Here is a 20195-nt window from a genome sequence, read left to right on the forward strand (position 1 = left end):
CTTTGTTTCATATTTTACTATACTTTAAGGTTATAAGGTCTTTATTGTGGATAGACTGAAGAAGATTCATTGGTTGTTAGTCATTAACGTGATAGCGCTGTTTTGCGTTGGCATTGTTGTTCAATACTCTTCTGCTGGAGGAAAGTGGGTGCCATTTGCGATTCACCAACTGGTCATATTCTCCTTCTTTTTCCTACTTGCTATAGCTATGTCATTCATAGAGCTAGATTTTTATTTGAAGCACGCCTACTTTTTTTATGTAGCAGCAGTGATTTCGCTATTAGTAGTGAATTTTTTTGGCTCACACATAATGGGTGCAACAAGGTGGATAAGAATTGGATCAATTAGTTTGCAACCATCAGAATTTGCAAAAGTAGGCTTAATACTTGCGCTTGCTCGCTATTTTGATAAGCAGAGTGTATATAAAATGATGGAATTTAAAAGATTGCTTAAGGCACTTATAATTATTTTCTTACCCGTGTTCTTGGTGTTAAAGCAACCTAATTTAGGCACAGCTGTGATAATGTTATTTATAGGGATATCAATTATATTCACAGCAATAATAAAAAGATCTCATTCGGTAATATGTGGAACGCTTGGCATTTTTGCAGTACCGGCTATTTGGCCTTTTTTACGTCCTTATCACAAGCAAAGGATATTGTCGTTTTTGGATTCATCAGTGGATCCACTTGGAATAGGTTATAATGCGCAGCAATCTCAGATAGCTATTGGTTCAGGAGGTTTGCTTGGTAAGGGCTTTGTTAACGGAAGTCAAACTCAACTTGGATTTTTGCCGGAGAAACGTACAGATTTTGCTTTTGCAGTGCTGAGTGAGGAATGGGGATTTTTAGGTAGCATGGCTTTAATTTTGCTTTATACCTCATTACTTGGCATAATTTTCTCTATCGCTTATAGGTCGAAAAATTATTTTTCTAAGTCGGTATCTATCGGCATTTTCGCCTTTTTTAGTGCTCATTTCTTTATAAACATCGGAATGACAATGGGCCTCTTACCTGTGATAGGCGACCCATTGCCATTTCTGTCCTATGGAGGAAGTACAACTGCTGCAAGCTTAATATGCATAGGATTATTGCTGGCAATAAAAGCAGATGAACAACAAAATGCTTGTATTTTACCTATGCTAAAGTAAAATTAAATTTTACTTAATAGTTTTTATGCTAGATGAAATGCGTGAGGAATGTGGGGTATTTGGCATAAGTTGCAACCAAAGTGCTGCTTTTAACTCTATACTTGCTCTCCACGCTTTGCAGCATAGAGGTCAAGAGTCTTTTGGCGTAGTAACCAGTAACAACGATAAGCTGCACTCTTATCACTTTCAAGGTCAAGTGAGCAGCGTATTTGATGATATAGATGAAATAAAGAAATCCTTACCTGGAGATTGTGCAATAGGTCATGTTCGATACTCAACAAGTGGTAATAAATTTGGAGTGCAGCCCATGTTTAGCAAAAGTGGCAAATTTGGGGATTTCGCCATAGCACATAATGGTAATTTAATTAATATTTCTCCGATACGCGAACAATTGATTAAACAAGAGTGCGTTTTTCAGTCAGATATTGATACAGAAGTAGTAGTGCATCTGACAGCAAGCGGTGAAAAAGATAGCTTTTTAGAGAGTTTTATATATGCATTAAAGCAAATACAAGGTGCTTATTCTTTTGTTGCAATCAATCAAGAAGTAGTTATTGGAGTACGTGATTCATCTGGAATCAGGCCTCTTGTTTTAGGAAAGTTAAACGGTTCTTACGTTCTTGCATCTGAAACTTGTGCTCTTGATATAATAAATGCAGAGTTTGTTAGAGAAATAGAACCAGGCGAATTAGTTACCATCAGTTCGGGTAGTAAGCTAGCCTCAATGTTTCCTTTCCCACAGCAAAAATCAAGTTTTTGTATTTTTGAATACGTTTATTTTTCAAGACCAGACAGCATAATGAAGAATAGGTCTATATACGATACAAGAAAAGAAATAGGAAGAATACTTGCAGAAGAGAGCCCACCAAAAAACAATGTAGATATGGTTGTACCAATACCTGATTCTGGAATACCTGCAGCTATTGGATATGCAAAGCATTCAGGATTACCTATGGAACTGGGAATAATTCGTAATCATTACATAGGAAGAACTTTTATACAACCAACCGCTGAAGTACGTAAAGTTAGAATAAAATTAAAATTCAATGCTAATAAGCACACTTTGAAAGGTAAAAACATAATTTTAATAGATGATAGTATAGTGCGTGGTAGTACGTTAACAAATATAATAGTTATGCTAAAGGATGCAGGAGTAAAAGAGATTCACCTCAAAATTTCAAGCCCACCAATTAAGCATTCTTGTTTTTATGGAATAGATACGCCAGAGTGCAAAGATTTAATTGCTGCAAATAAATCTGTAGAGGAAATTAAGGAAGTTATAGGAGTAGATAGCCTAGCCTTCTTGAGTATTGATGGATTATATCAGGCTGTTAAAGGAGAAGTGCGTAACAATGCTACACCACAATATTGTGATGCTTGTTTCACTGGTGATTATCCAATTGGCAAATAGTCTACGCAAGATCTTAAGTTTTTAAACCGCCAAAATTTCTCTTGGCCTTTACTAATTCCGATTCTCGGAGTGCACACATAATCTGGTTTGAGGTGAGATTCATAAACACAAAATTCGTGGCTTATAGTAAGGTCCTGTTTGTTATGTTCTTTTGTAATATTTAATCTTTTACACAATATTCCTGGCCCACCTAAATTTGCCTCAAGCGGTTCAATGAGCTTTAATCCCCGTATTAACACTGCTGCTGGGAACCCTTCTGCTTCTGTTACAATATTTAAACAGTAATACATTCCATATATAAAGTACACATATGAAAACCCCGGCATACCAAACATTACTGAGGTTCGGTTAGTATAACCCTTAGCTGCATGACAAGCTGGGTCACTCATTCCTATATAGGCTTCAACTTCGGTTATTATTCCACTAAAGTTAGAAAATTTCAGCATCTTTCCTAGTAACTCCCCGGCTACAACCAAAGTTGGCCGCTCGTAGAAATTTCTTGGTAGTATTGTGTTGCTCATCATAAAAGTATAAGTTACTTGCAGATGCAAGCAACTTATACTGAATTTTCACTACTTTACCTATTTTGAAGCAGCAGGAGCTTGATGCTTTTGTGATGCGCCGCTCAAGTCTTCTACATTTGTTGAATGCTGCTCCAAAAATTTTACTTCTTCAGAGCTTTGTTGTAATTGTGTTTGTGGCAATTGTGATGCTAACACTTCATGTAAAGGCTTTGCTTCATATTGCCTTCCTACTTTTACTTCTTTATGTGCAGCTAATTGCTCCATAGTAACACCATTACCCTCAATAAGTTCTACGGAGCCATTATCATGAATATTAATTTTAATATTACATTCTTTTCCTTGAGCATTCCACTTTAAAGTCATTTGATATGACCCATTAGCTACTTCATAAATTCTTGTTCCATGTTCATCAACCCGGCAACGTAGCCCCCTTGCTTTACTTTGAGGTAGCAATAATGTAATTGCTTTCACGCCATATTGTTTACACAAATCGTTATTTAGAATGTCACTCATGCTTATTTCTTTTGTATTACTACCTATCGCAATTCTTACGGCAGGCTCAATAATATTATCTTCATTTTTGCTTTCTTTAAGTTTTATAAATTCTATATCATTATTTTCTATATTTTTAGATATCTCTTCTTTAATTTGTTCAGCAATTTTGCCTATAATGTTCTTACCACCATATTTATTCTCATCCCGAGCAGTATATGTACATATACCATTACTATCCTTATGAATATAAGGTTTTGGTTTCTTTTTATTAGTGGTATTAGTAGAAGTGTTGTTCTGCATTATAAAGAACTCATTCCATTCTTCTGCATTATTAAGAGTGACGTATTTAGGTACATTCTCATCTAGTGTTGATTTAGGTACATTTTTAGTATCCGAAATCGAATTATTATCAGAAGGACTGATATTTAGATTAGAAGAAGTTTCAATTAAAGATACAGTTTCAGTGCTATTAGTTAACATATATGCCTCCATTATTTTTAATATATAAATGTTAGCATATAGATACCACGCCAATTAGTCAATATAAATTATGATGTTTAATGTTGAAAGCTCAAATACTCCTTTGCTTGATCGGTTAGAACGCGCCCTCTTGGTGTGCGCTTTACAAAACTAATTTTGATTAAATAAGGTTCTACTGTTTCTTCAATATTGCCAACATCTTCGGATAGCGCAATAGATATGGTGTCAATTCCAACAGGGCCTGAAGTGTTGAATAAAAATCTTAGATAATTCATATCAAGTTTATTGAGTCCCATTTTATCTACACCCAATTTTAGTAATACAGAATCAGCGACTTCATAAGTAATTTTTTTATCATCTTTCACTTCAACAAAATCCCTTATTCTTCTGAGTAACCTCAAAGCAATTCTTGGAGTGCCGCGCGCACGGCAGGCAATTTCCCGTGCTGCATCCTCTTCAATTTCAGCAGAAAGAACTCTTGCGCCTCTTTTTATAATATTAACCAGCTCCTCAAAGGAATAAAACTCAAGATGCAAAGGAATGCCAAAACGATCTCTGAGTGGCGCAGAAAGTAATCCAAGCCGTGTTGTTGCTCCAATTAGCGTAAATGGTGGTAGATCTATCCTTAAAGTGCGAGTAGATGGACCTTCACCTACTAATATGTCCAGGCAAAAATCTTCCATAGCAGTATATAAAACTTCTTCGATGCTGCGATTTAATCTATGAATTTCGTCGATAAATAGAACATCTTTTGCATTTAAAGTGGTAAGCACTGCGGCCAAATCTCCAGCTTTACTAAGTAAAGGACCAGAAGTTGCGCGAAAGCTAACTCTTAATTCTTTAGAAACAATTTGTGCTAAAGTTGTTTTGCCAAGCCCTGGAGGACCATATAATAAAACGTGATCTAAAGCTTCAGTTCTCGTCTGTGCAGCGTTTATAAACACTTTTAAATTTTGTATTAAGTCTTTTTGCCCGACAAAATCATCAAGTTGTTCAGGCCTGATGTTGATATTGTGCACATCTTCAGTATATTCTTTACCGCACGATATTGATTTCATAGTATTGAAAGCTCCTTAAGCGCCATGCGAATAATATCCTTAGTGTCCAGATTTGGCCTGTATTTTTTTATCGTATCATAAGCTTTCATTTTTTCATACCCAAGATTGATCAATGCTGAAAGGGCATCTTCATTAATTGGATGAAAATTATTGTTATTTATTTCTAGTTTACTCACTTTGCCACTCAATTCAGTGATGATTCGATTTATGAGTTTCAGGCCAAGTCCGCTCATCTTGAGTGCTACTTTATCTTCATTCATAATTGCCAAAAATAGCTGTTCTGGAGTTAATTTGCCCAAAATTGACATTGCAGTTTTATAGCTAACGCCGCTTACTTTAACTAGCAACCTCAAGCACTGCTGTTCTTCTTCGCTTATAAAACCATATAGCTGAGTAGTGTTTTCTCTGTTATTTGCATAGGTTTCGATAAGTAATTTGATTCTACTTCCAATTGCACAAGCACTTAAAGTTTTGGCTGAAAGATACACCATATAGCCAACATCATTCACATTCAGGATTATGTGATCGCTGCGCACTTCATCAACTATTCCACTTAGATTTCCTATCATTTTTAGTACTATATAGGGTTCAGTTTAAATACTCCTGGATCTTAGGTCAAGCAAACGAACATTATAACAGGGAAACGTGGCTAAAAAACCACTTGACACCCTTCGCCAGCCCCCTTATCATGAAACTGAAGCTATTTATTTATCTTCTCTGTACAGATTAAATGACAAAAAAACTCAACGTATTTGGCGTCTCATGTTTAATTTTTTGCACTATGTGTACCTTATGTCTTCACAACATTTCTAGCTATATAAGCTAAAACGCGCTTATAAAGCGTTTAAGACAGTATAGAACGCCGATTTGCAGGATTAGAGAGTGACAACTAGCTAACACGGGGTTTCTTTTGCCTTTTTTTCTGCTTAGTAAATTTCTTAAACATTTAAACTAAGGTGAGTTGCATTTAAAAGCAGCTAAATTGCAGTGTTTAAGACTTTAAAGAACGCCAATACTGAAAATAGATAGTAACCGGGGCTTCTTTTGCCTTTTTTTTCATTTGGTAAATTTCTTGAATATTTATGGCTAAAGTAACTTAGGTTCACCGACAATCGTCATCCCGCTACTCGTTAGCGGGATCTATGCTAAGAGATACCGCGAATGAATCGCGCGGTATGACGGTCTGCGGCGGCATGACGATAAGGTTTATACCTTGTCATCCCAGTGCCCAGACACTGGGATCCAGCCTTTTCATAATCATCAAAACGTTGTATTTTAACATAAAACGGCTACTTTTATACTTAGAGGTTGTCCACAAACCAAGGAATACGTAGTATATAAAGAAAGAATATTGAGGTAAGAGATGAGGAAAAAATATCCAACAGATTTAAGTAAAAGGGAATGGGCAAGAATAGAAAAACACTTCAGAGTATCGTACAAGAAAGGAGGAAGGCCACCAAAATACAGTAAGTGTGAGATAGTAGATGCAATTCTTTATATACTGCGCACAGGATGTCAATGGCGCTATTTACCACACGATTTTCCGCCGTGGAAGGCTGTGCATGAACAGTTTAGAAGATGGAAAAAGCAGGGAATTTTTGAGAAAATGAACTATGATATCACTAAATATAGTAGGTCAAAAATGGGAAGCCGAGCGCATGCATAGTGGACAGTCAATCGGTAAAAACCACGGAAAAAGGTGGGTCAAAGGTTATGATGGTGCGAAAAAGGTAAAGGGGAGAAAAAGACATATAATCACAGATACTCAAGGATTTGTGCTTGGTTGCTATGTAGGAGCTGCAAGCGAAAATGACAGAGATGGGGTGAAGATGGCATTGGACAATATGAAGGAAAAATACAGCAATATTAAGAAAATGTGGGCTGATATGGGATACCAAGGAAAAGATTTAAAGGATTACGTAAAGAGAGAATATGGGATAGATATTGAAATTGTCAAAAGGCCTCCATGTAGGTTTTGGGTGCATAAAGATACACCACTAGAACTATTGCCACAACGGGATCCTGGATTTTCAGTACAGCCGAGAAGGTGGGTGGTAGAGAGGACTTTTGCTTGGATCAATAGAAATAGAAGGCTATCAAAGGAGTACGATTTACTTACAACATCTACTGAAAGTTTCATATATCTGGCTATGAGTAAAGTTATGTTAAGTAGGGAATATGCTTGATTTACTGGTTTGTGGACAACCTCTAAGCTATGGGAACGCTGGCGCATTAGATTTTGATTTTATATTAGAAAATGAAAAGCTAAAAAATAAAATGAAAGGACAGAAAGTAAGAGTTATAGTGCTGACATTAGCCAACTGAGAAACAGAGTTTTTGACCGAGACTTTGGAGCAAAGCTTATGTGTTAAGGTGACACATAGAGGAGTGCTATAAACGACTCAAAGTAGGAGCAGAGTTAGAGAATTTTTCTGGAGAGGCTGTATTACAAGAATTTTGGGCAAACTTGGTCATGTGCAATATATTATCGCTTCATATGTGTGATGCACAAGGGCCTTGGAACCCAGATCAAATTACTGAGTATCGTTTAAATTTTTCAGTTTTATTTAGTGTAATGAGACAGAAACTCTATCAGGTACTTATTGCACCAAAAAACTTTCAAGCCCTTTTTAAGTATACGCGCTAAAGTTAAAATCCGACCGGGACAGCCGCAATAAAGTAGATAAGCCTAAACGCCATCATGTCTTTAGGAGAGTTTGCTAATGAAAGTTCTTAAGTTGACGCCATTGGCTGAACGGATACGGAATGACACCATCCTTTTTTTTGGATTCCAGACTGGAATGACACCTCTGGACACTTCCGTCGTAAAGGAACCAGTGTCAGCTACTCGGATGACACCTTTTTTCTACTTAGTTTGGGTTATGCAAGAAGTCTAATGAAGTGAAAATAAATTTATTTACCAAAATAGAGTTGCCTTGGTCTACAGATCTTAGTTTCTTTATCATTTATCATTTCATACCACTGAGTAACCCAACCAGTGGTTCTTGCAAGTGCAAAAATAGGCGTGAACATATTTGAGGGAATATCGATAGCATTCATTATTATACCTGAGTAAAAATCAACATTTGGATATAACTTACGCACAATAAAATATTCATCCTTTAAAGCTATTTCTTCAAGTTTTTTTGCAATTTTAAGCAGTTCATTATTTTGTTCTAGTTTACTTAGAACCTCATGGCAAGCGCCTTTCAATATACGCGCGCGCGGATCATAATTTTTATAAACACGATGTCCAAATCCCATCAATTTAAATGGATCTTTATCATCTTTAGCTTTTTCGATGAATTTATCTATATCTCCACTTTGCTCTATCTCTTTTAGCATATTTATAACTGCCTCATTAGCTCCACCATGTGCTGGTCCCCAAAGTGTAGCAACTCCTGCAGAGAGGCTTGCAAACAGATTAGAACCAGCCGATCCCACCAATCTGACAGCCGCCGTAGAAGCATTCTGTTCATGATCAGCATGGAGAGTAAATATTTTATCCAGAGCTTTTGCAAAAAGGGTGCTTTTATCATTATCAACAGCATCGCCAAATATCATCTTTAAGAAATTTTCACTGTAACTTAATTCATTGTTAGCATTTATGAATTCCTGATTGTTGATATGCCTATAAATCATTGCAATAATTGTGGAAACTTGCGCTATTGCAGAAATTCCAAAATCTAGATCTTCACCATTGATATTGTTGCCATGCTTTTCATGGTAAGATGCTGACAAACTTGCAAAACATGCAACTAAGATTGACATAGGGTGAGCAGTTTTTGGAAATGCTTTAATTACATTTGTAACTTGCTCTGATACTTTGGATGATTCTTGTATTTTGAGAAGAAATTTTTTGTGTTGCTCTGAACTGGGTAATTCACCATAGAGCAATAAATAAATCACAGCAGTAAAATTATTATTCTCTGCCAAATCAGCTATATTATGTCCCCTATATTTAAGAACTCCTTCATCTCCATCAATGAATGTAATTGTAGAAGAGCATGAAGCTGTAGAAACAAACCCTGGATCGTAAGTGAATAATCCTGTCATCTTATATAAATCCTTGATATTTAACACATCAGGACCTGTTGTTCCGCTTAATACAGGTAGCTCGATTTTTAATCCATTACTTAGTTCTAATAGCACTTTTTTATCCATCACTTAAGCTACTTAAATTTTATACAGAATATACAAACTGAGGAGTATATATTAATACAGTTAACTTTACATTAACCGTATTAAGCGGTCATCAATGCTTTTACTTTTGCATTGAGGCGACTTATTTTACGCGCAGCAGTATTCCTATGAATAACACCTTTATTCACACACTTGTGTAAATTAGATTCAGCATTCCGAAATGCCAGAACAACATTTTCTTTGTCGCCAGACTTGATTATATCAACCAATTTTCTAATAGCGGTGCGAGTTTTACTTTTCCGCATCTTATTTATTAAAGTGCGTTTTGCTATTACCTTTATCATTTTTTTAGCACTCTTATGATTTGCCATATATTAATACCTAAAATACTGTACTTTCCTTTTAATTATAAAGTTTTTTTGTTAATTTGCAATATCAGTTTTTTCTATGGTTAATCTACTGCTTCTCTCTTCAATAATTTTTTCTAAACTTTGCAAGAATTCATTTTTGTTTAACCCAGAATATATTGGGGGCAATATTTCTATTACTGCCTTTCCGGGATTTTTTCTCAGAGAAAGTATGCTTTTTGGCCAAAACAAACCAGTGTTTAAAGCAACCGGTAACACAGGAACAGATAATACGCTATATAAAGCAGCAATACCTGGTTGATATTTTATATTTTGGTTTATAGTTGTTCTTGTACCTTCAGGAAATATTATTATGCTTCTATTTTCTTTTATACGCATTTTTGCTAGTTTGATTATATGGCGTATAGAACTGATACCATCTGAACGGTTAATAAAAATCATTTTCAGCGCTATAAGATGCAAACCAATGAATGGAATCCATTTCAATTCACGTTTTAAAATAAAAACCGCTTTTCTAAATAGTAGTATAAAAATAAATGTTTCAAATGGAGATTGGTGTTTAGATGCAATGATAAAAGGTTGCTTAGGGATGTTTTCCATTCCCCTCACTTCATATTTAATGCCACATAATAAACGCAGCATGAATAATACAACTCTCACCGAACAGACGAGGAAAATGGTTATTACACACTCAGAAAAGAAAATTACAGGGAGAGTAATGAAAGTATAGAATACCTCCCATAATATAAGAAAGAAATTAAACAATAAACTTGAAATCACAAACTCACATAAATTTATTTAAATTTAACTTTATTACAAATTAAAAACAATAAATTTAATTATTGATCATCTGAGTAATAGGATGCGAATCAGCTAATTTGTCCTTTAACTTTTCGTTAGCAATATGAGTATATATTTGTGTTGTAGAAAGGTTAGTATGGCCAAGAACTTTCTGTATCAACACAATATTTGCTCCGCTATCCAGTAGATGGGTAGCAAAAGAATGCCTAATCACGTGTGGAGAGATCTTATTTTCATCAATATTGCATTTTCTTGCTAACTCCTTCATTAATTGACCGACCCTCTGCCTTGTAATTGGTTTATTAGGTTTATCACCTGGGAATAGCCAATCAGACTCCTTTCTGTTAGAGAGCAGATTGTCACGAACTGATAAATAATTTCTAAGGCTCTGCAATGCTTGTTCATTAAAAAGAATTTGCCTCTCTCTACCACTTTTTCCTTTTATTATTATATAGCATTCTTTGTTATTACTGTTTATTAAATGCGACACTTCACATAATTTCATACTAATTAGTTCAGAAACACGCATTCCAGAAGAGTAAAGGATATCTAAAATCGCACATAGCCTTTTACTGCTTATCTCTTTATTCGATTCGCTTGCTGATTTTCTCACTGCGTCCATTAGCAAAAATATTTCTTCGACACTTAAATACTTAGGCAAAGGACGAGAAACTTTTGGATTCTTTAATTCAGCATCATTAGCCGGCGCTGGATTAAAATCTATTATTCCGTCATTAAATAGACACTTATAGAAATTTTTCATAGCGGATATTTTTCTTGATATAGAGCTACTTTTATATTTTTTTTGTGTACATAAAGATTTCACATAATCTTTAATATTGGTTTTGTTTACACCAACCAAGGTAGTGCCGCTTTCCAATAAAAATTCTTCAAACTGGTGTAAATCCGAACGATAACTTTCCAGAGTATTTTGTGTAGCGGACCTCTCTGAAGCTAAAGCATCTATGTAATATGTTATGTAAAGATTTTCTTTTTTATTTTGCGACTGTTTATTTTTCATTATCAGCTCCTATATTTATTTCTTTGGCTATAATTTGATTAGAAGTGTTCCCTGTGTTTCTTATGAGAAAATATGAGACAAATAAAGCATTTATCAATAGAGTGAACATCACAAACTTTTGCTTTAACCTTTTTCTTAAATTTAATCTTACTCTTATCATAGTTAAATTATAACGTTAAATCTATAAAAAACACCTTATAAAGTGAGCTCTACTATAAATATAGAATACTTCTTAGCTGTATCTATCTATATTTATTATAACATAACATTGATTATAATTCTAACATGGACAGATAGAGATTTCAATTACGTTAGTGTTATGGGTGTTAATAAATTTTTAATATACACCTTTACAAAAGAAGAAATCAAATGGCATCTTTTTTTAATAAAGTGCTAATAAAAGGAACGGTCACATTCGACCCTATAGATTCATTATCTATCTTCTCTATAATTTTATCAATGCTATAGAAAGAACGTTCTATTCTTGCTAAAATATAATTAATCACTTTTAAATCAATTTTTAACTGTTTATCTGAAAATCGTTTTATTAGCATAATTCTTAATAATTCCTCGCTTGCAGGCAAAATTTTTACGCTGATAGTTGATAATATTCGAGAACTTAAATCTCTTAATTTGAAGTTAAGCTTTTTTGGTGAAATTGAAGAAGTGATTAGCAGCCTCTTGTCACTTTCTTTCATGTAATTGTAACAATGTAATAACATTGCTTCATCTTTAATGTTTTGTACGTCTTCTAAAATAAAAGCATCGCTATACCTAATCTCGCTTACGAAGTTATTCACATTGATAAAAATTGCATCGTTTATTGATTGCCAAATATGAGCAAGATGAGTTTTACCGGAGCTTTTAGGTCCAAAAAGAATCAGACATTTCCAAGATAAATCATTAACTACCGAATTATACACGTGCTTATTTTCATCTAAGACGATGTAATTTTGCCGACTATAATCAGCTTGATTGTTGTTAAATAAATTTAATTGCACGTTGAACCTCTTACGTAACCTCTTTCTGGTAGTAATTTTTGCGCAGAAATTTACTTACGCTCCTCAAATGTGTCAGGTATTCTGGGCTCATTTCTCCTCTTACCATAAATTGATTATGCAAAAGGTCTGTTAGCCGTTTTTATAAAGCTCACTTTTAAAATATTTATTGATTGCATATTCTACTGATACATTGAACATTGCTATTATTGGAATAAAAAGTAATATACCTGTAAATCCAAAATATGAAGCGCATATAGTAATTCCCAGAATAATTACAGTTGGATGTATATGAACTTTTTTTCCTATTAATAAAGGAACTAATATGTTTGAATCTATTAATTGCCCAACACCAAATAATAGCAAAACAGCAGCACTTTCAAACCATCCACTAAATTGAGTGATAGCGCTCAAAAACCCAATAATGGTATATAATAATGGCCCTACGTAAGGTATGAACGTTAACATTCCTGATAAAATTCCAATAACAATAGAGTGTTTCAATCCGATTATGCTCAGGCTTACAGAGTAAAAGATCATCATGACAATACATACATTTACCTGCCCCTTTAGATAATTAGATATAATGAAATCCACTTTGAAAAAATAATCTGCAATTTTTCCCCTGTAAGGAATAGGGATTAATTTATTAGCTTTTTCTATAATTAAAGGCCAATCACGTAATATATAGAAAAACACTACAGGAGTAATCACCATTAATGATACCGTGTTAAAGCTTGAACTTAACACTTGGATTATAAAGTTACTAGCAATATCAAGAGCATTCACGAAATAAGATACATAGTTGCTGTAATTTTCTGCTAGATTTTTAGATAAGTGATCAAATAAGCTATCCTCGATTTTTATATTAAGAAATTCTAATACAGAGGGGATTACTTTAAGCTCTAATGAAGGCACTTTACTCACTAAGAAATTTAATATTGAAGTAATTTGAACATATATAATAGGTAAAACAAATGTTATGACTAGTATAAAAGCTATTAATAAAACAAGTATTATAAAAATTACAGAACATGAACGTGGTATTCTATACTTTTCAAACTTAATTACTAGCGGATTAAACAAATATGCAATAATAATAGATATTAAACATGGAAAAATCATAGTACGCATCAGGAATAACATCCCTATTATAAAAAGCAGTATGAAACAAATAGTTATATGACGTTTTTGCATGTGTTTAGCATAGCTAATTTACTGAAAAATATGCAATTTATTTTTCCTATGTTGAAAGTATTTTACGATTTGTAATACTATCGTTTTTTACTAAAATTTAGTTGTTTAATCCGCAGGCAAAGATAGATTTTGAGCTCTCTAAATATCTCTTTTGCTATTATAATTATGCTAGTTAATAGGGGAAGTAACTTTTATATGATGTCAGAAATTTTATTTTTCGGAAAGAATCTTGGATAGAGAGGAAAGCTTCTACAAAAAGAAATATGTGCGCTAAGAAATACAAAATAGCAGCATTAATAGTTGCAGCGGGAGTAGGCAGTAGATGCAATTCTACGATTCCTAAGCAATATATAAAACTGGCAGGTAAATCTGTTTTATTTCATACAATTAAAAGATTTCTGGCTAACCAATATATAGATTACATAAGAATAGCAATTAATAGAGACCATGAAAGTTTCTATGAGAAAGCTATATCACTAATTACAGACACTAAATTACTAAGCCCTGTATACGGAGGAGAAAACAGGCAAAGTTCAGTTAAACTAGGGCTTGAAAGCTTACAAAAAGTTAACCCAGATTTTGTAGTTATACACGATGCTTGTAGGCCTTTTGTGTCAGATGTTCTGATAGATAACTTGGTTGAATCTATGATTAATGATCAATATACAGGAGTAGTTCCAGCAATAGAAGTTGAAGACACTATGTCATTGGTGAGTAATAGTTTTATTGAATCTACGATTTCAAGAGGAAAGCTCAGAGCCATACAAACCCCTCAAATTTTTAATTTCAAAGAATTATTATCATGCCATCAATCAGTCAAAGAATTTACTGACGATTCATCACTAATGGTAGAGCACAAAAAACATGTTGCGATTATTAAAGGTGAGAAAAGCAATTTTAAGTTAACCACAAAAGAGGATATCAATATGGCAAAGCTTCTTTTTGAAGAGCCAAAATTTCGTGTCGGAGCCGGTTATGATATACATAAGTTCATTAAAGTTCAAAATGGTGCTGAAAGCTTTATAAAAATTTGCGGTGTGAAAATTGAACACAACATGGCAATAGAAGCGCACTCTGATGGTGATGTTGCAATACATGCAATCGTTGATGCAATACTCGGAGCACTGGGATGTGGCGACATAGGAGAGCACTTTCCTCCTAGTTCCTCTGAATGGAAAGATTGCAATTCATCTCACTTTCTTGACTTTGCTGCTAAAAAAGCAAAAGAAAAAGGGTACAGCGTGTCTAATTTAGATATTACTATAGTTTGTGAAGAGCCTAAAATATCGCCTTACAAAGTAGAAATGAAGAAATTCATATCAAAAGCATTAGAAATTGATGATGAATTTGTAAATATCAAAGCAACCACTGCAGAGAAATTAGGTTATATTGGAAGAAATGAAGGAATAGCAGTGCATGCTTCTGTGTTATTGCATACAAACTTTTATTGGAAATAGAAACGAAAAAACTTACTTGACATCCTTCGCCAGCCCCCTTATCATGAAACTGAAGCTATTTATTTATCTTCTCTGTACAGATTAAATGACAAAAAAACTCACGTATCTGGCGTCCCATGTTTAATTTTTTGCACTATGTGCACCTTATGTCTTTATAAAATTTCTAGGTTTTTACCTAATATAAGCTGAAATGCGCTTATAAAGCATTTAAAACATCAAAAAACGCCGATTTAAAAAATGGATAGTGAATAACTAGCTACCCTAGGGTTTCTTTTGCCTTTTTTTCTGTTTAGTAAATTTCTTAATGTTTATAATTTAGATTAGTTGCGGCTTAAAAGCAACTAAATCGCGGTTATTAAGCGTTTAGAATAAAAAAACGCCATACTTGAAAGTATAATGTAAGTAATTAGCCAACCACGGGGCTTCTTTTGCCTTTTTTTTTATTTGGTAAATTTCTTAATATTTATGGCTAAACGACAATCGTCATCCCGCTACTTGTTAGCGGGATCTAGAGATACCGCGGCGGCATGACGTAGGACTGCTGTCATTCAAGTAGCTGACGCTGGAACCCAGCCTTGCTGTAATCTCATCAAGAACGTTGTGTTTTAACATAAGATCAGCCACTTTTATGCTTACCAACTTAATAAAATTCCTGGATCCAAGTAGTCAGGCTACTCGGATGACACCTTCACAAAGTGAAATGAGATCCCGCTAACAAGCAGCGGGATGACGGGAAAAGAGGTGCTAGAATGACACCGTTTACTATGTAACATCTCATCATATCACAATGTTCGTACAGTTGTGGCGGTATGACGTAGAAAAACTGTTAACTTAAATCTATATTGACATGTCCCATTTTACGCTTATCCCTAACCTCTTTTTTCCCATATATGGTTAAACTAGCTTTTTCGTTGCTCAAATACTTATGAGAATCATATATATCATTACCTATTATATTTTTCGTCATACAAGGAAAGCATAATACTACTTCCTGCATAGGTAGCCCGCATATTATCCTAACTAGCTGTTCAAATTGACTAACGTTACATGCATCCAAGCTCCAGTGGCAAGAATTGTGAGGTCTGGGAGCTAGTTCATTAACTAACAATTCGTTATCTTTAGTAACAAAAAATTCAATAGCCAGAATTCCTATTACATCAAGCGCATTTGCTATTTTCTTTGCAGCTCGTTGTACCTCTTGAGTTAATTTGCTATCTATTTTAGCTGGCACTGTTGAAGTATCAAGTATTCCATCAACGTGGTAATTTTCTGCTATAGGAAAAAAAGCTACTTTACAGTTTTTATCTCTTGCAACGACTATTGAAACCTCTTTCAGTAAATCAACACTTGCTTCAAGAATGTACTCTGTATTCCAATCAAAGGAAGCAAATTGCTTCACTTCAGAATCATTCTCAAGCACATATTGTCCTTTTCCATCGTAACCCATTTCTGTTGTTTTCAGCCTTATTGGATAGCCAAAAGCTCTACTGCTTTTCAGTAGCTCATTATAATTTTGTATACTCTTATAGTTAGCAGTTTTTATACCCAAGTTTTTAATAAAATCCTTTTCTCTCAGTCTGTTCTGCGAAATGTGTAACGCTTTTTTACCCGGATAAAAATTTACATCGATATCAATTGCACTACATGGAATATTTTCAGACTCAATAGTAACTAAATCCACACTCTGTGCAAAAGATTCAAGAGCTTTCTTATTAGAGAAATCTGCTATTGTGAAATCATCAGCAACAGAGCAAGCCGGATCGTCTTTAGCACTGGCAAAAACATGTGTTTTTTGTCCAAGTTTTGTTGCAGCGATAGCAGTCATTTTACCTAATTGTCCACCACCTATTATTCCTATTACTTTTTTGCTCAGTGCATCTGGTTCATTCATACTATAAATTGATATTTCCTAATTAAAGTATACTTGAAAAATCTATGAAAAAAGCATATAATTAGAATATTATCTTTTTATCATGAATATTCTATAATGATTCTAGAATACACATTGACTACCAACTTTGTTGAAGTTACAGTTTTACCAATTTACATTGAAGAGCAATCCATTCCTTATGAAAATTGCTATGTATGGATGTATAACGTTAAGATAAAAAACAAAAGCCAATCAACTATTCAATTGTTAAGTCGTCATTGGCAAATAATAGATTATAAGGGCAAAGTAAATGAAATTGCCGGAGTTGGTGTTATCGGAGAACAGCCTGTGATAAAATCTGGAGAGGTATTTAAATACACAAGTGGAACATACTTAAATGTACCGTCAGGAATAATGCAGGGTAAGTATGAATTTCTGAATGAAGAAAGCATAAAAGTTTTTGAAGTTATGATACCACCCTTTTCTTTGGATAGTCCATACATCAAAACTAGACCCCATTAACTGTCAAAATAGTTTATTTGTAACCAGACTGCATTCTGTGATTTTTAGCAAAGCACGATCTTTCATTTGAGCTTTCTTCAATTTAAAATAAATACAGAAACTAGCTATCTTCAAAAATATGGTTGAATAATTGTTAATAATAGTGTATAATTATTAATATTTTCAAGCATTTTTGCCATGGCTCTTTCAAAATTTCTCGATCCTCGCAATGATTTGTGTTTCAAAAAAATCTTTGGAACGGAAAAAAATAAGAATATCCTGATCCACTTTTTGAACGATATTTTAGGGTTTACTGAGATAAATGCAATACAAGAAGTTGAGTTTCTTAGCACTATTATGGATCCCGAAGTTGCCTCTGATAAACAAAGTATTGTTGATGTTCTCTGCAAGGATTCTCACGGAAATAGATATATAGCAGAAATGCAGCTCGCTAGAGACAAGGGCTTCGAAAAACGCGCTCAATTATATGCCGCTAAAGCCTACTCAAGACAATTAGATAAATCTGGCAACTACATTGATTTAAAGAAAGTCTTCTTTATTGCTATATCAAATTGTAACTTACTTCCTGAAGAAGTTGATTATATTTCTACTCACAATATACGTGATATAAAAACTAACGGCCATTACTTAAAAGATTTTCAGTTTGTCTTTATTGAGTTGCCTAAATTCGCAAAAAATAAAGTAGAGCAGTTAGAAAGTATAGTAGAAAGGTGGTGTTTCTTTTTTAAATACGCAGAAGAAACAACAGAAGAGGACTTAAAAGAGATAGCAGAAAAAGCGCCAATAATAAAGCTAGCATATGATGAATTAGACAAGTTTCGTTGGAACGAAAAAGATTTAGTAGCCTATGAAGAAAGGATAATGGATCTACGCAAAGAAGAAGCTATTCTTGAATACAGACTTGATCTTGCTGAAGAGAAAGGTATACAAAAAGGTATAGAGAAAGGGAAAATTGAAGGGAAAATTGAAGGGAAAATTGAAGTCGCAAAAGCAATGCTGGCTAATAATGTTGATGTCAACACTATTGTTAAGTTTACTGGCCTTTCTATTAGTGAGATTGAAGAATTAAGTGGAAATCTGTGAACAGTTACGTTTATTTTTTATCCTTATCATCAAGTGTAAATAAGGTTATTGTAGAGATTAAGCCTATTATAACTATTATTAACGAAAATGGGGCAGCTTCTCTATAGCGCTCATCGCTTACAAGTTCATATATTCTAGTTGATATAGTTTCAAAATTAAATGGTCTTATAATGAGTGTTGCTGTGAGCTCTTTGATAGTATCCATAAATACGAGCAAAAATCCCGATAATATACTCTTCTTGATGAGAGGGATATGAACATTCAAACATGTGGAAATAGGTCCGTGACCCATGGTATATGCAGTCCACTCAATTTCATTTGGTGTTTTTTTGAGCCCTGACTCTACCGCCTTGAAAGATATAGCAAAAAAACGGAATAAATATGAGTAAACTAATGCGCCAATAGTTCCTACTAAGCTAATTTCCACAACATATTGAGTAATGAAAGAGGATATTCTGCTTAAAAATATTATTATACTAATTGCGATAATTGCATTTGGAATTGCGTAGCCTAAAGAAATGAGACGCGCTATATTGTTGATTACCTTATTTTTACGCGCCGTATATCCAATCATTATTGCAATGCTAATTGAGATTAATGCGGTGATAAATGATAAACTAATGCTATTTGCTATTATGTTATAGAATCTTGCTTCGTATATGAAAAACCCCTTCTCTATGCTCCAATATATGAGCGGAATCATTGGCAAAATAAAACCTATTAATATCGGCAATACACACATAAGATAAGCAAAGATCAACGGTATAGCGCCACTTATACTCCGTTTGTTGTGATAATCTGAATTGGTATTGATTGAAGAGTAGGATATTCCTTTTTTTTGTAGTTTTTTTTCGATAGCTATTAGTGTTGCAACGAAAATCAACTCTGCAACTGCTAAAACAGTAGTTGAATATTTGTCATGCAGTAAAAACCAGGTGCGATATATTCCTGTCGTAAAAGTATCGATAGCAAGAAACTGTGGTGTGCCGAAATCTGTAATTACTTCCATTAGTACCAAAGACAACCCAGCTATAATTGATGGGCGTATGGAGGGTATGATGACAGAAAACAGGCTCTTCAATGAGGAGAACCCAAGTGTTGACGCAATAGTGACTGAGTTACTAACATTCTTTAGACTTGAGCGGACTAACATATAAACGTATGGATATAGGCTGAATCCCATTACTAATATTCCACCACCTAGGGATTTTATTTCAGGAAACCAATAGTCACCTTTGCTCCACTCTAAAATGTCTCTTAATGAGCTCTGCACCGGACCTGAAAACTCTAGTGTATTTACATAGACGAACGCTACTATATATCCAGGAATCGATATTGGAAAGAACAAAGCAATCTCAAAAATTTTACTTCCAGGAAATGAAAAAAATGTGGTAAGCCAAGCTGGAATTACTCCAAATATAAAGGATATTCCCCCCACTCCTATCATCAAAATTAACGTATTCAGTATATATTCAGGGAAAAGTGTGCTGATTACCCATCCGGAATTTGCTGTATCTGTAAATAAGATTGATATTAATGATAATATTGGGCAGACGAATAATATGCTTACTAAAAATAAGAATATATTTTTAAATACTCTTAAAAACATTAATTTGA

The 20195-nt window shown here is 34.1% G+C and carries 18 protein-coding genes and 2 pseudogenes; 8 read left to right on the forward strand and 12 right to left on the reverse strand.

The genetic code is table 11. From position 1 onward, the window contains the following. Positions 1-46: 46 nt before the first annotated feature. Positions 47-1150, forward strand: coding sequence for a rod shape-determining protein RodA (rodA, locus tag OPR28_RS04245; protein WP_253303503.1), 1104 nt, complete (start codon positions 47-49; stop codon positions 1148-1150). A 25-nt stretch (positions 1151-1175) separates the two neighbouring features. Beyond that, entirely contained in the window at positions 1176-2561 is a 1386-nt protein-coding gene (purF, locus tag OPR28_RS04250) for an amidophosphoribosyltransferase (RefSeq protein WP_265023568.1), read from the forward strand. On the opposite strand, the gene OPR28_RS04255 is transcribed toward purF, so the two are convergent. From OPR28_RS04255 to ruvA, 4 genes are all read right to left on the reverse strand, one after another. Beyond that, complete coding sequence (locus OPR28_RS04255; RefSeq protein ID WP_038199418.1) at positions 2543-3082, reverse strand: DNA-3-methyladenine glycosylase; 540 nt, start codon at positions 3080-3082, stop codon at positions 2543-2545. The genes purF and OPR28_RS04255 overlap by 19 nt on opposite strands. Positions 3083-3142: 60 nt before the next feature. Further along, positions 3143-4072 (reverse strand): hypothetical protein, encoded by a 930-nt coding sequence (locus OPR28_RS04260; protein ID WP_265017805.1) that lies wholly within the window; start codon positions 4070-4072, stop codon positions 3143-3145. Between the two features lie 65 nt (positions 4073-4137). Then, positions 4138-5118: a Holliday junction branch migration DNA helicase RuvB gene (ruvB, locus tag OPR28_RS04265; RefSeq protein ID WP_264705936.1), complete on the reverse strand. Its 981-nt coding sequence runs from the start codon at positions 5116-5118 to the stop codon at positions 4138-4140. Next, on the reverse strand, positions 5115-5687 hold the full coding sequence (gene ruvA, locus OPR28_RS04270; RefSeq protein ID WP_209472514.1) for a Holliday junction branch migration protein RuvA: 573 nt from the start codon (positions 5685-5687) through the stop codon (positions 5115-5117). The genes ruvB and ruvA overlap by 4 nt, the downstream gene beginning before the upstream one ends. A gap of 794 nt (positions 5688-6481) precedes the next feature. Between ruvA and OPR28_RS04275 the strand changes: the two are divergent. The 3 genes and pseudogenes from OPR28_RS04275 to OPR28_RS04285 all read left to right on the forward strand — a co-directional run bounded on the left by OPR28_RS04275 (position 6482) and on the right by OPR28_RS04285 (position 8015). Next, a pseudogene (locus OPR28_RS04275) lies at positions 6482-7304 on the forward strand (IS5 family transposase). Positions 7305-7341: 37 nt separating this feature from the next. Further along, a pseudogene (locus OPR28_RS04280) lies at positions 7342-7842 on the forward strand (IS4-like element ISWosp8 family transposase); the annotation flags it as partial. Continuing rightward, positions 7842-8015, forward strand: coding sequence for a hypothetical protein (locus tag OPR28_RS04285; protein WP_156517996.1), 174 nt, complete (start codon positions 7842-7844; stop codon positions 8013-8015). The pseudogene OPR28_RS04280 and the gene OPR28_RS04285, both read left to right, overlap by 1 nt. Before the next feature lie 16 nt (positions 8016-8031). On the opposite strand, the gene OPR28_RS04290 is transcribed toward OPR28_RS04285, so the two are convergent. The 6 genes from OPR28_RS04290 to OPR28_RS04315 all read right to left on the reverse strand — a co-directional run bounded on the left by OPR28_RS04290 (position 8032) and on the right by OPR28_RS04315 (position 13646). Next, positions 8032-9282 carry a citrate synthase gene (locus tag OPR28_RS04290; RefSeq protein ID WP_077188600.1) on the reverse strand — a complete coding sequence of 417 codons (1251 nt, stop codon included), beginning with the start codon at positions 9280-9282 and terminating at the stop codon, positions 8032-8034. Positions 9283-9362: 80 nt separating this feature from the next. Then, complete coding sequence (rpsT, locus tag OPR28_RS04295) at positions 9363-9632, reverse strand: 30S ribosomal protein S20 (RefSeq protein ID WP_006279236.1); 270 nt, start codon at positions 9630-9632, stop codon at positions 9363-9365. Between the two features lie 51 nt (positions 9633-9683). Beyond that, positions 9684-10409 (reverse strand): lysophospholipid acyltransferase family protein, encoded by a 726-nt coding sequence (locus OPR28_RS04300; protein ID WP_006279235.1) that lies wholly within the window; start codon positions 10407-10409, stop codon positions 9684-9686. Positions 10410-10464: 55 nt separating this feature from the next. Further along, positions 10465-11451, reverse strand: coding sequence for a tyrosine recombinase (locus OPR28_RS04305; protein ID WP_265023569.1), 987 nt, complete (start codon positions 11449-11451; stop codon positions 10465-10467). A gap of 365 nt (positions 11452-11816) precedes the next feature. Further along, complete coding sequence (locus OPR28_RS04310) at positions 11817-12452, reverse strand: DnaA ATPase domain-containing protein (RefSeq protein ID WP_077188602.1); 636 nt, start codon at positions 12450-12452, stop codon at positions 11817-11819. Between the two features lie 129 nt (positions 12453-12581). Beyond that, a complete protein-coding gene (locus OPR28_RS04315; RefSeq protein ID WP_265023570.1) occupies positions 12582-13646 on the reverse strand; it encodes an AI-2E family transporter in 1065 nt (354 codons plus the stop codon). A gap of 263 nt (positions 13647-13909) precedes the next feature. Here OPR28_RS04315 and OPR28_RS04320 point away from each other — a divergent pair, with 263 nt between their 5' ends. Continuing rightward, on the forward strand, positions 13910-15103 hold the full coding sequence (locus OPR28_RS04320) for a bifunctional 2-C-methyl-D-erythritol 4-phosphate cytidylyltransferase/2-C-methyl-D-erythritol 2,4-cyclodiphosphate synthase (RefSeq protein WP_155969285.1): 1194 nt from the start codon (positions 13910-13912) through the stop codon (positions 15101-15103). A gap of 826 nt (positions 15104-15929) precedes the next feature. Here OPR28_RS04320 and OPR28_RS04325 read toward each other — a convergent pair. Next, positions 15930-16994, reverse strand: a complete 1065-nt coding sequence (locus OPR28_RS04325; RefSeq protein WP_265023571.1) for a 5-(carboxyamino)imidazole ribonucleotide synthase — start codon at positions 16992-16994, stop codon at positions 15930-15932. A gap of 99 nt (positions 16995-17093) precedes the next feature. On the opposite strand from OPR28_RS04325, the gene apaG reads away from it, so the two are divergent. Both apaG and OPR28_RS04335 read left to right on the forward strand, forming a co-directional pair. Then, positions 17094-17495 carry a Co2+/Mg2+ efflux protein ApaG gene (gene apaG, locus OPR28_RS04330; RefSeq protein ID WP_179951370.1) on the forward strand — a complete coding sequence of 134 codons (402 nt, stop codon included), beginning with the start codon at positions 17094-17096 and terminating at the stop codon, positions 17493-17495. Between the two features lie 177 nt (positions 17496-17672). Continuing rightward, positions 17673-18578 (forward strand): Rpn family recombination-promoting nuclease/putative transposase, encoded by a 906-nt coding sequence (locus OPR28_RS04335; protein WP_077188606.1) that lies wholly within the window; start codon positions 17673-17675, stop codon positions 18576-18578. A gap of 10 nt (positions 18579-18588) precedes the next feature. On the opposite strand, the gene OPR28_RS04340 is transcribed toward OPR28_RS04335, so the two are convergent. Next, positions 18589-20187, reverse strand: a complete 1599-nt coding sequence (locus OPR28_RS04340) for an ABC transporter permease (RefSeq protein ID WP_264705318.1) — start codon at positions 20185-20187, stop codon at positions 18589-18591. Positions 20188-20195 lie beyond the last annotated feature (8 nt).

This window comes from Wolbachia endosymbiont (group A) of Epistrophe grossularia (genome assembly GCF_947251435.1).
In the GTDB taxonomy this organism is placed as follows: domain Bacteria; phylum Pseudomonadota; class Alphaproteobacteria; order Rickettsiales; family Anaplasmataceae; genus Wolbachia; species Wolbachia pipientis.

Excerpts from the sequence above, each read along its gene's own strand:
- ruvA (WP_209472514.1), bottom strand. The coding sequence starts at position 5,687 with ATGATAGGAAATCTAAGTGGAATAGTTGATGAAGTGCGCAGCGATCAC.
- OPR28_RS04320 (WP_155969285.1), top strand. The coding sequence starts at position 13,910 with ATGTGCGCTAAGAAATACAAAATAGCAGCATTAATAGTTGCAGCGGGA.
- ruvB (WP_264705936.1), bottom strand. The coding sequence starts at position 5,118 with ATGAAATCAATATCGTGCGGTAAAGAATATACTGAAGATGTGCACAAT.
- OPR28_RS04255 (WP_038199418.1), bottom strand. The coding sequence starts at position 3,082 with ATGAGCAACACAATACTACCAAGAAATTTCTACGAGCGGCCAACTTTG.
- OPR28_RS04335 (WP_077188606.1), top strand. The coding sequence starts at position 17,673 with ATGGCTCTTTCAAAATTTCTCGATCCTCGCAATGATTTGTGTTTCAAA.
- purF (WP_265023568.1), top strand. The coding sequence starts at position 1,176 with ATGCTAGATGAAATGCGTGAGGAATGTGGGGTATTTGGCATAAGTTGC.
- rpsT (WP_006279236.1), bottom strand. The coding sequence starts at position 9,632 with ATGGCAAATCATAAGAGTGCTAAAAAAATGATAAAGGTAATAGCAAAA.
- OPR28_RS04315 (WP_265023570.1), bottom strand. The coding sequence starts at position 13,646 with ATGCAAAAACGTCATATAACTATTTGTTTCATACTGCTTTTTATAATA.
- OPR28_RS04285 (WP_156517996.1), top strand. The coding sequence starts at position 7,842 with ATGAAAGTTCTTAAGTTGACGCCATTGGCTGAACGGATACGGAATGAC.
- OPR28_RS04340 (WP_264705318.1), bottom strand. The coding sequence starts at position 20,187 with ATGTTTTTAAGAGTATTTAAAAATATATTCTTATTTTTAGTAAGCATA.
- OPR28_RS04325 (WP_265023571.1), bottom strand. The coding sequence starts at position 16,994 with ATGAATGAACCAGATGCACTGAGCAAAAAAGTAATAGGAATAATAGGT.
- OPR28_RS04260 (WP_265017805.1), bottom strand. The coding sequence starts at position 4,072 with ATGGAGGCATATATGTTAACTAATAGCACTGAAACTGTATCTTTAATT.
- OPR28_RS04290 (WP_077188600.1), bottom strand. The coding sequence starts at position 9,282 with ATGGATAAAAAAGTGCTATTAGAACTAAGTAATGGATTAAAAATCGAG.
- OPR28_RS04305 (WP_265023569.1), bottom strand. The coding sequence starts at position 11,451 with ATGAAAAATAAACAGTCGCAAAATAAAAAAGAAAATCTTTACATAACA.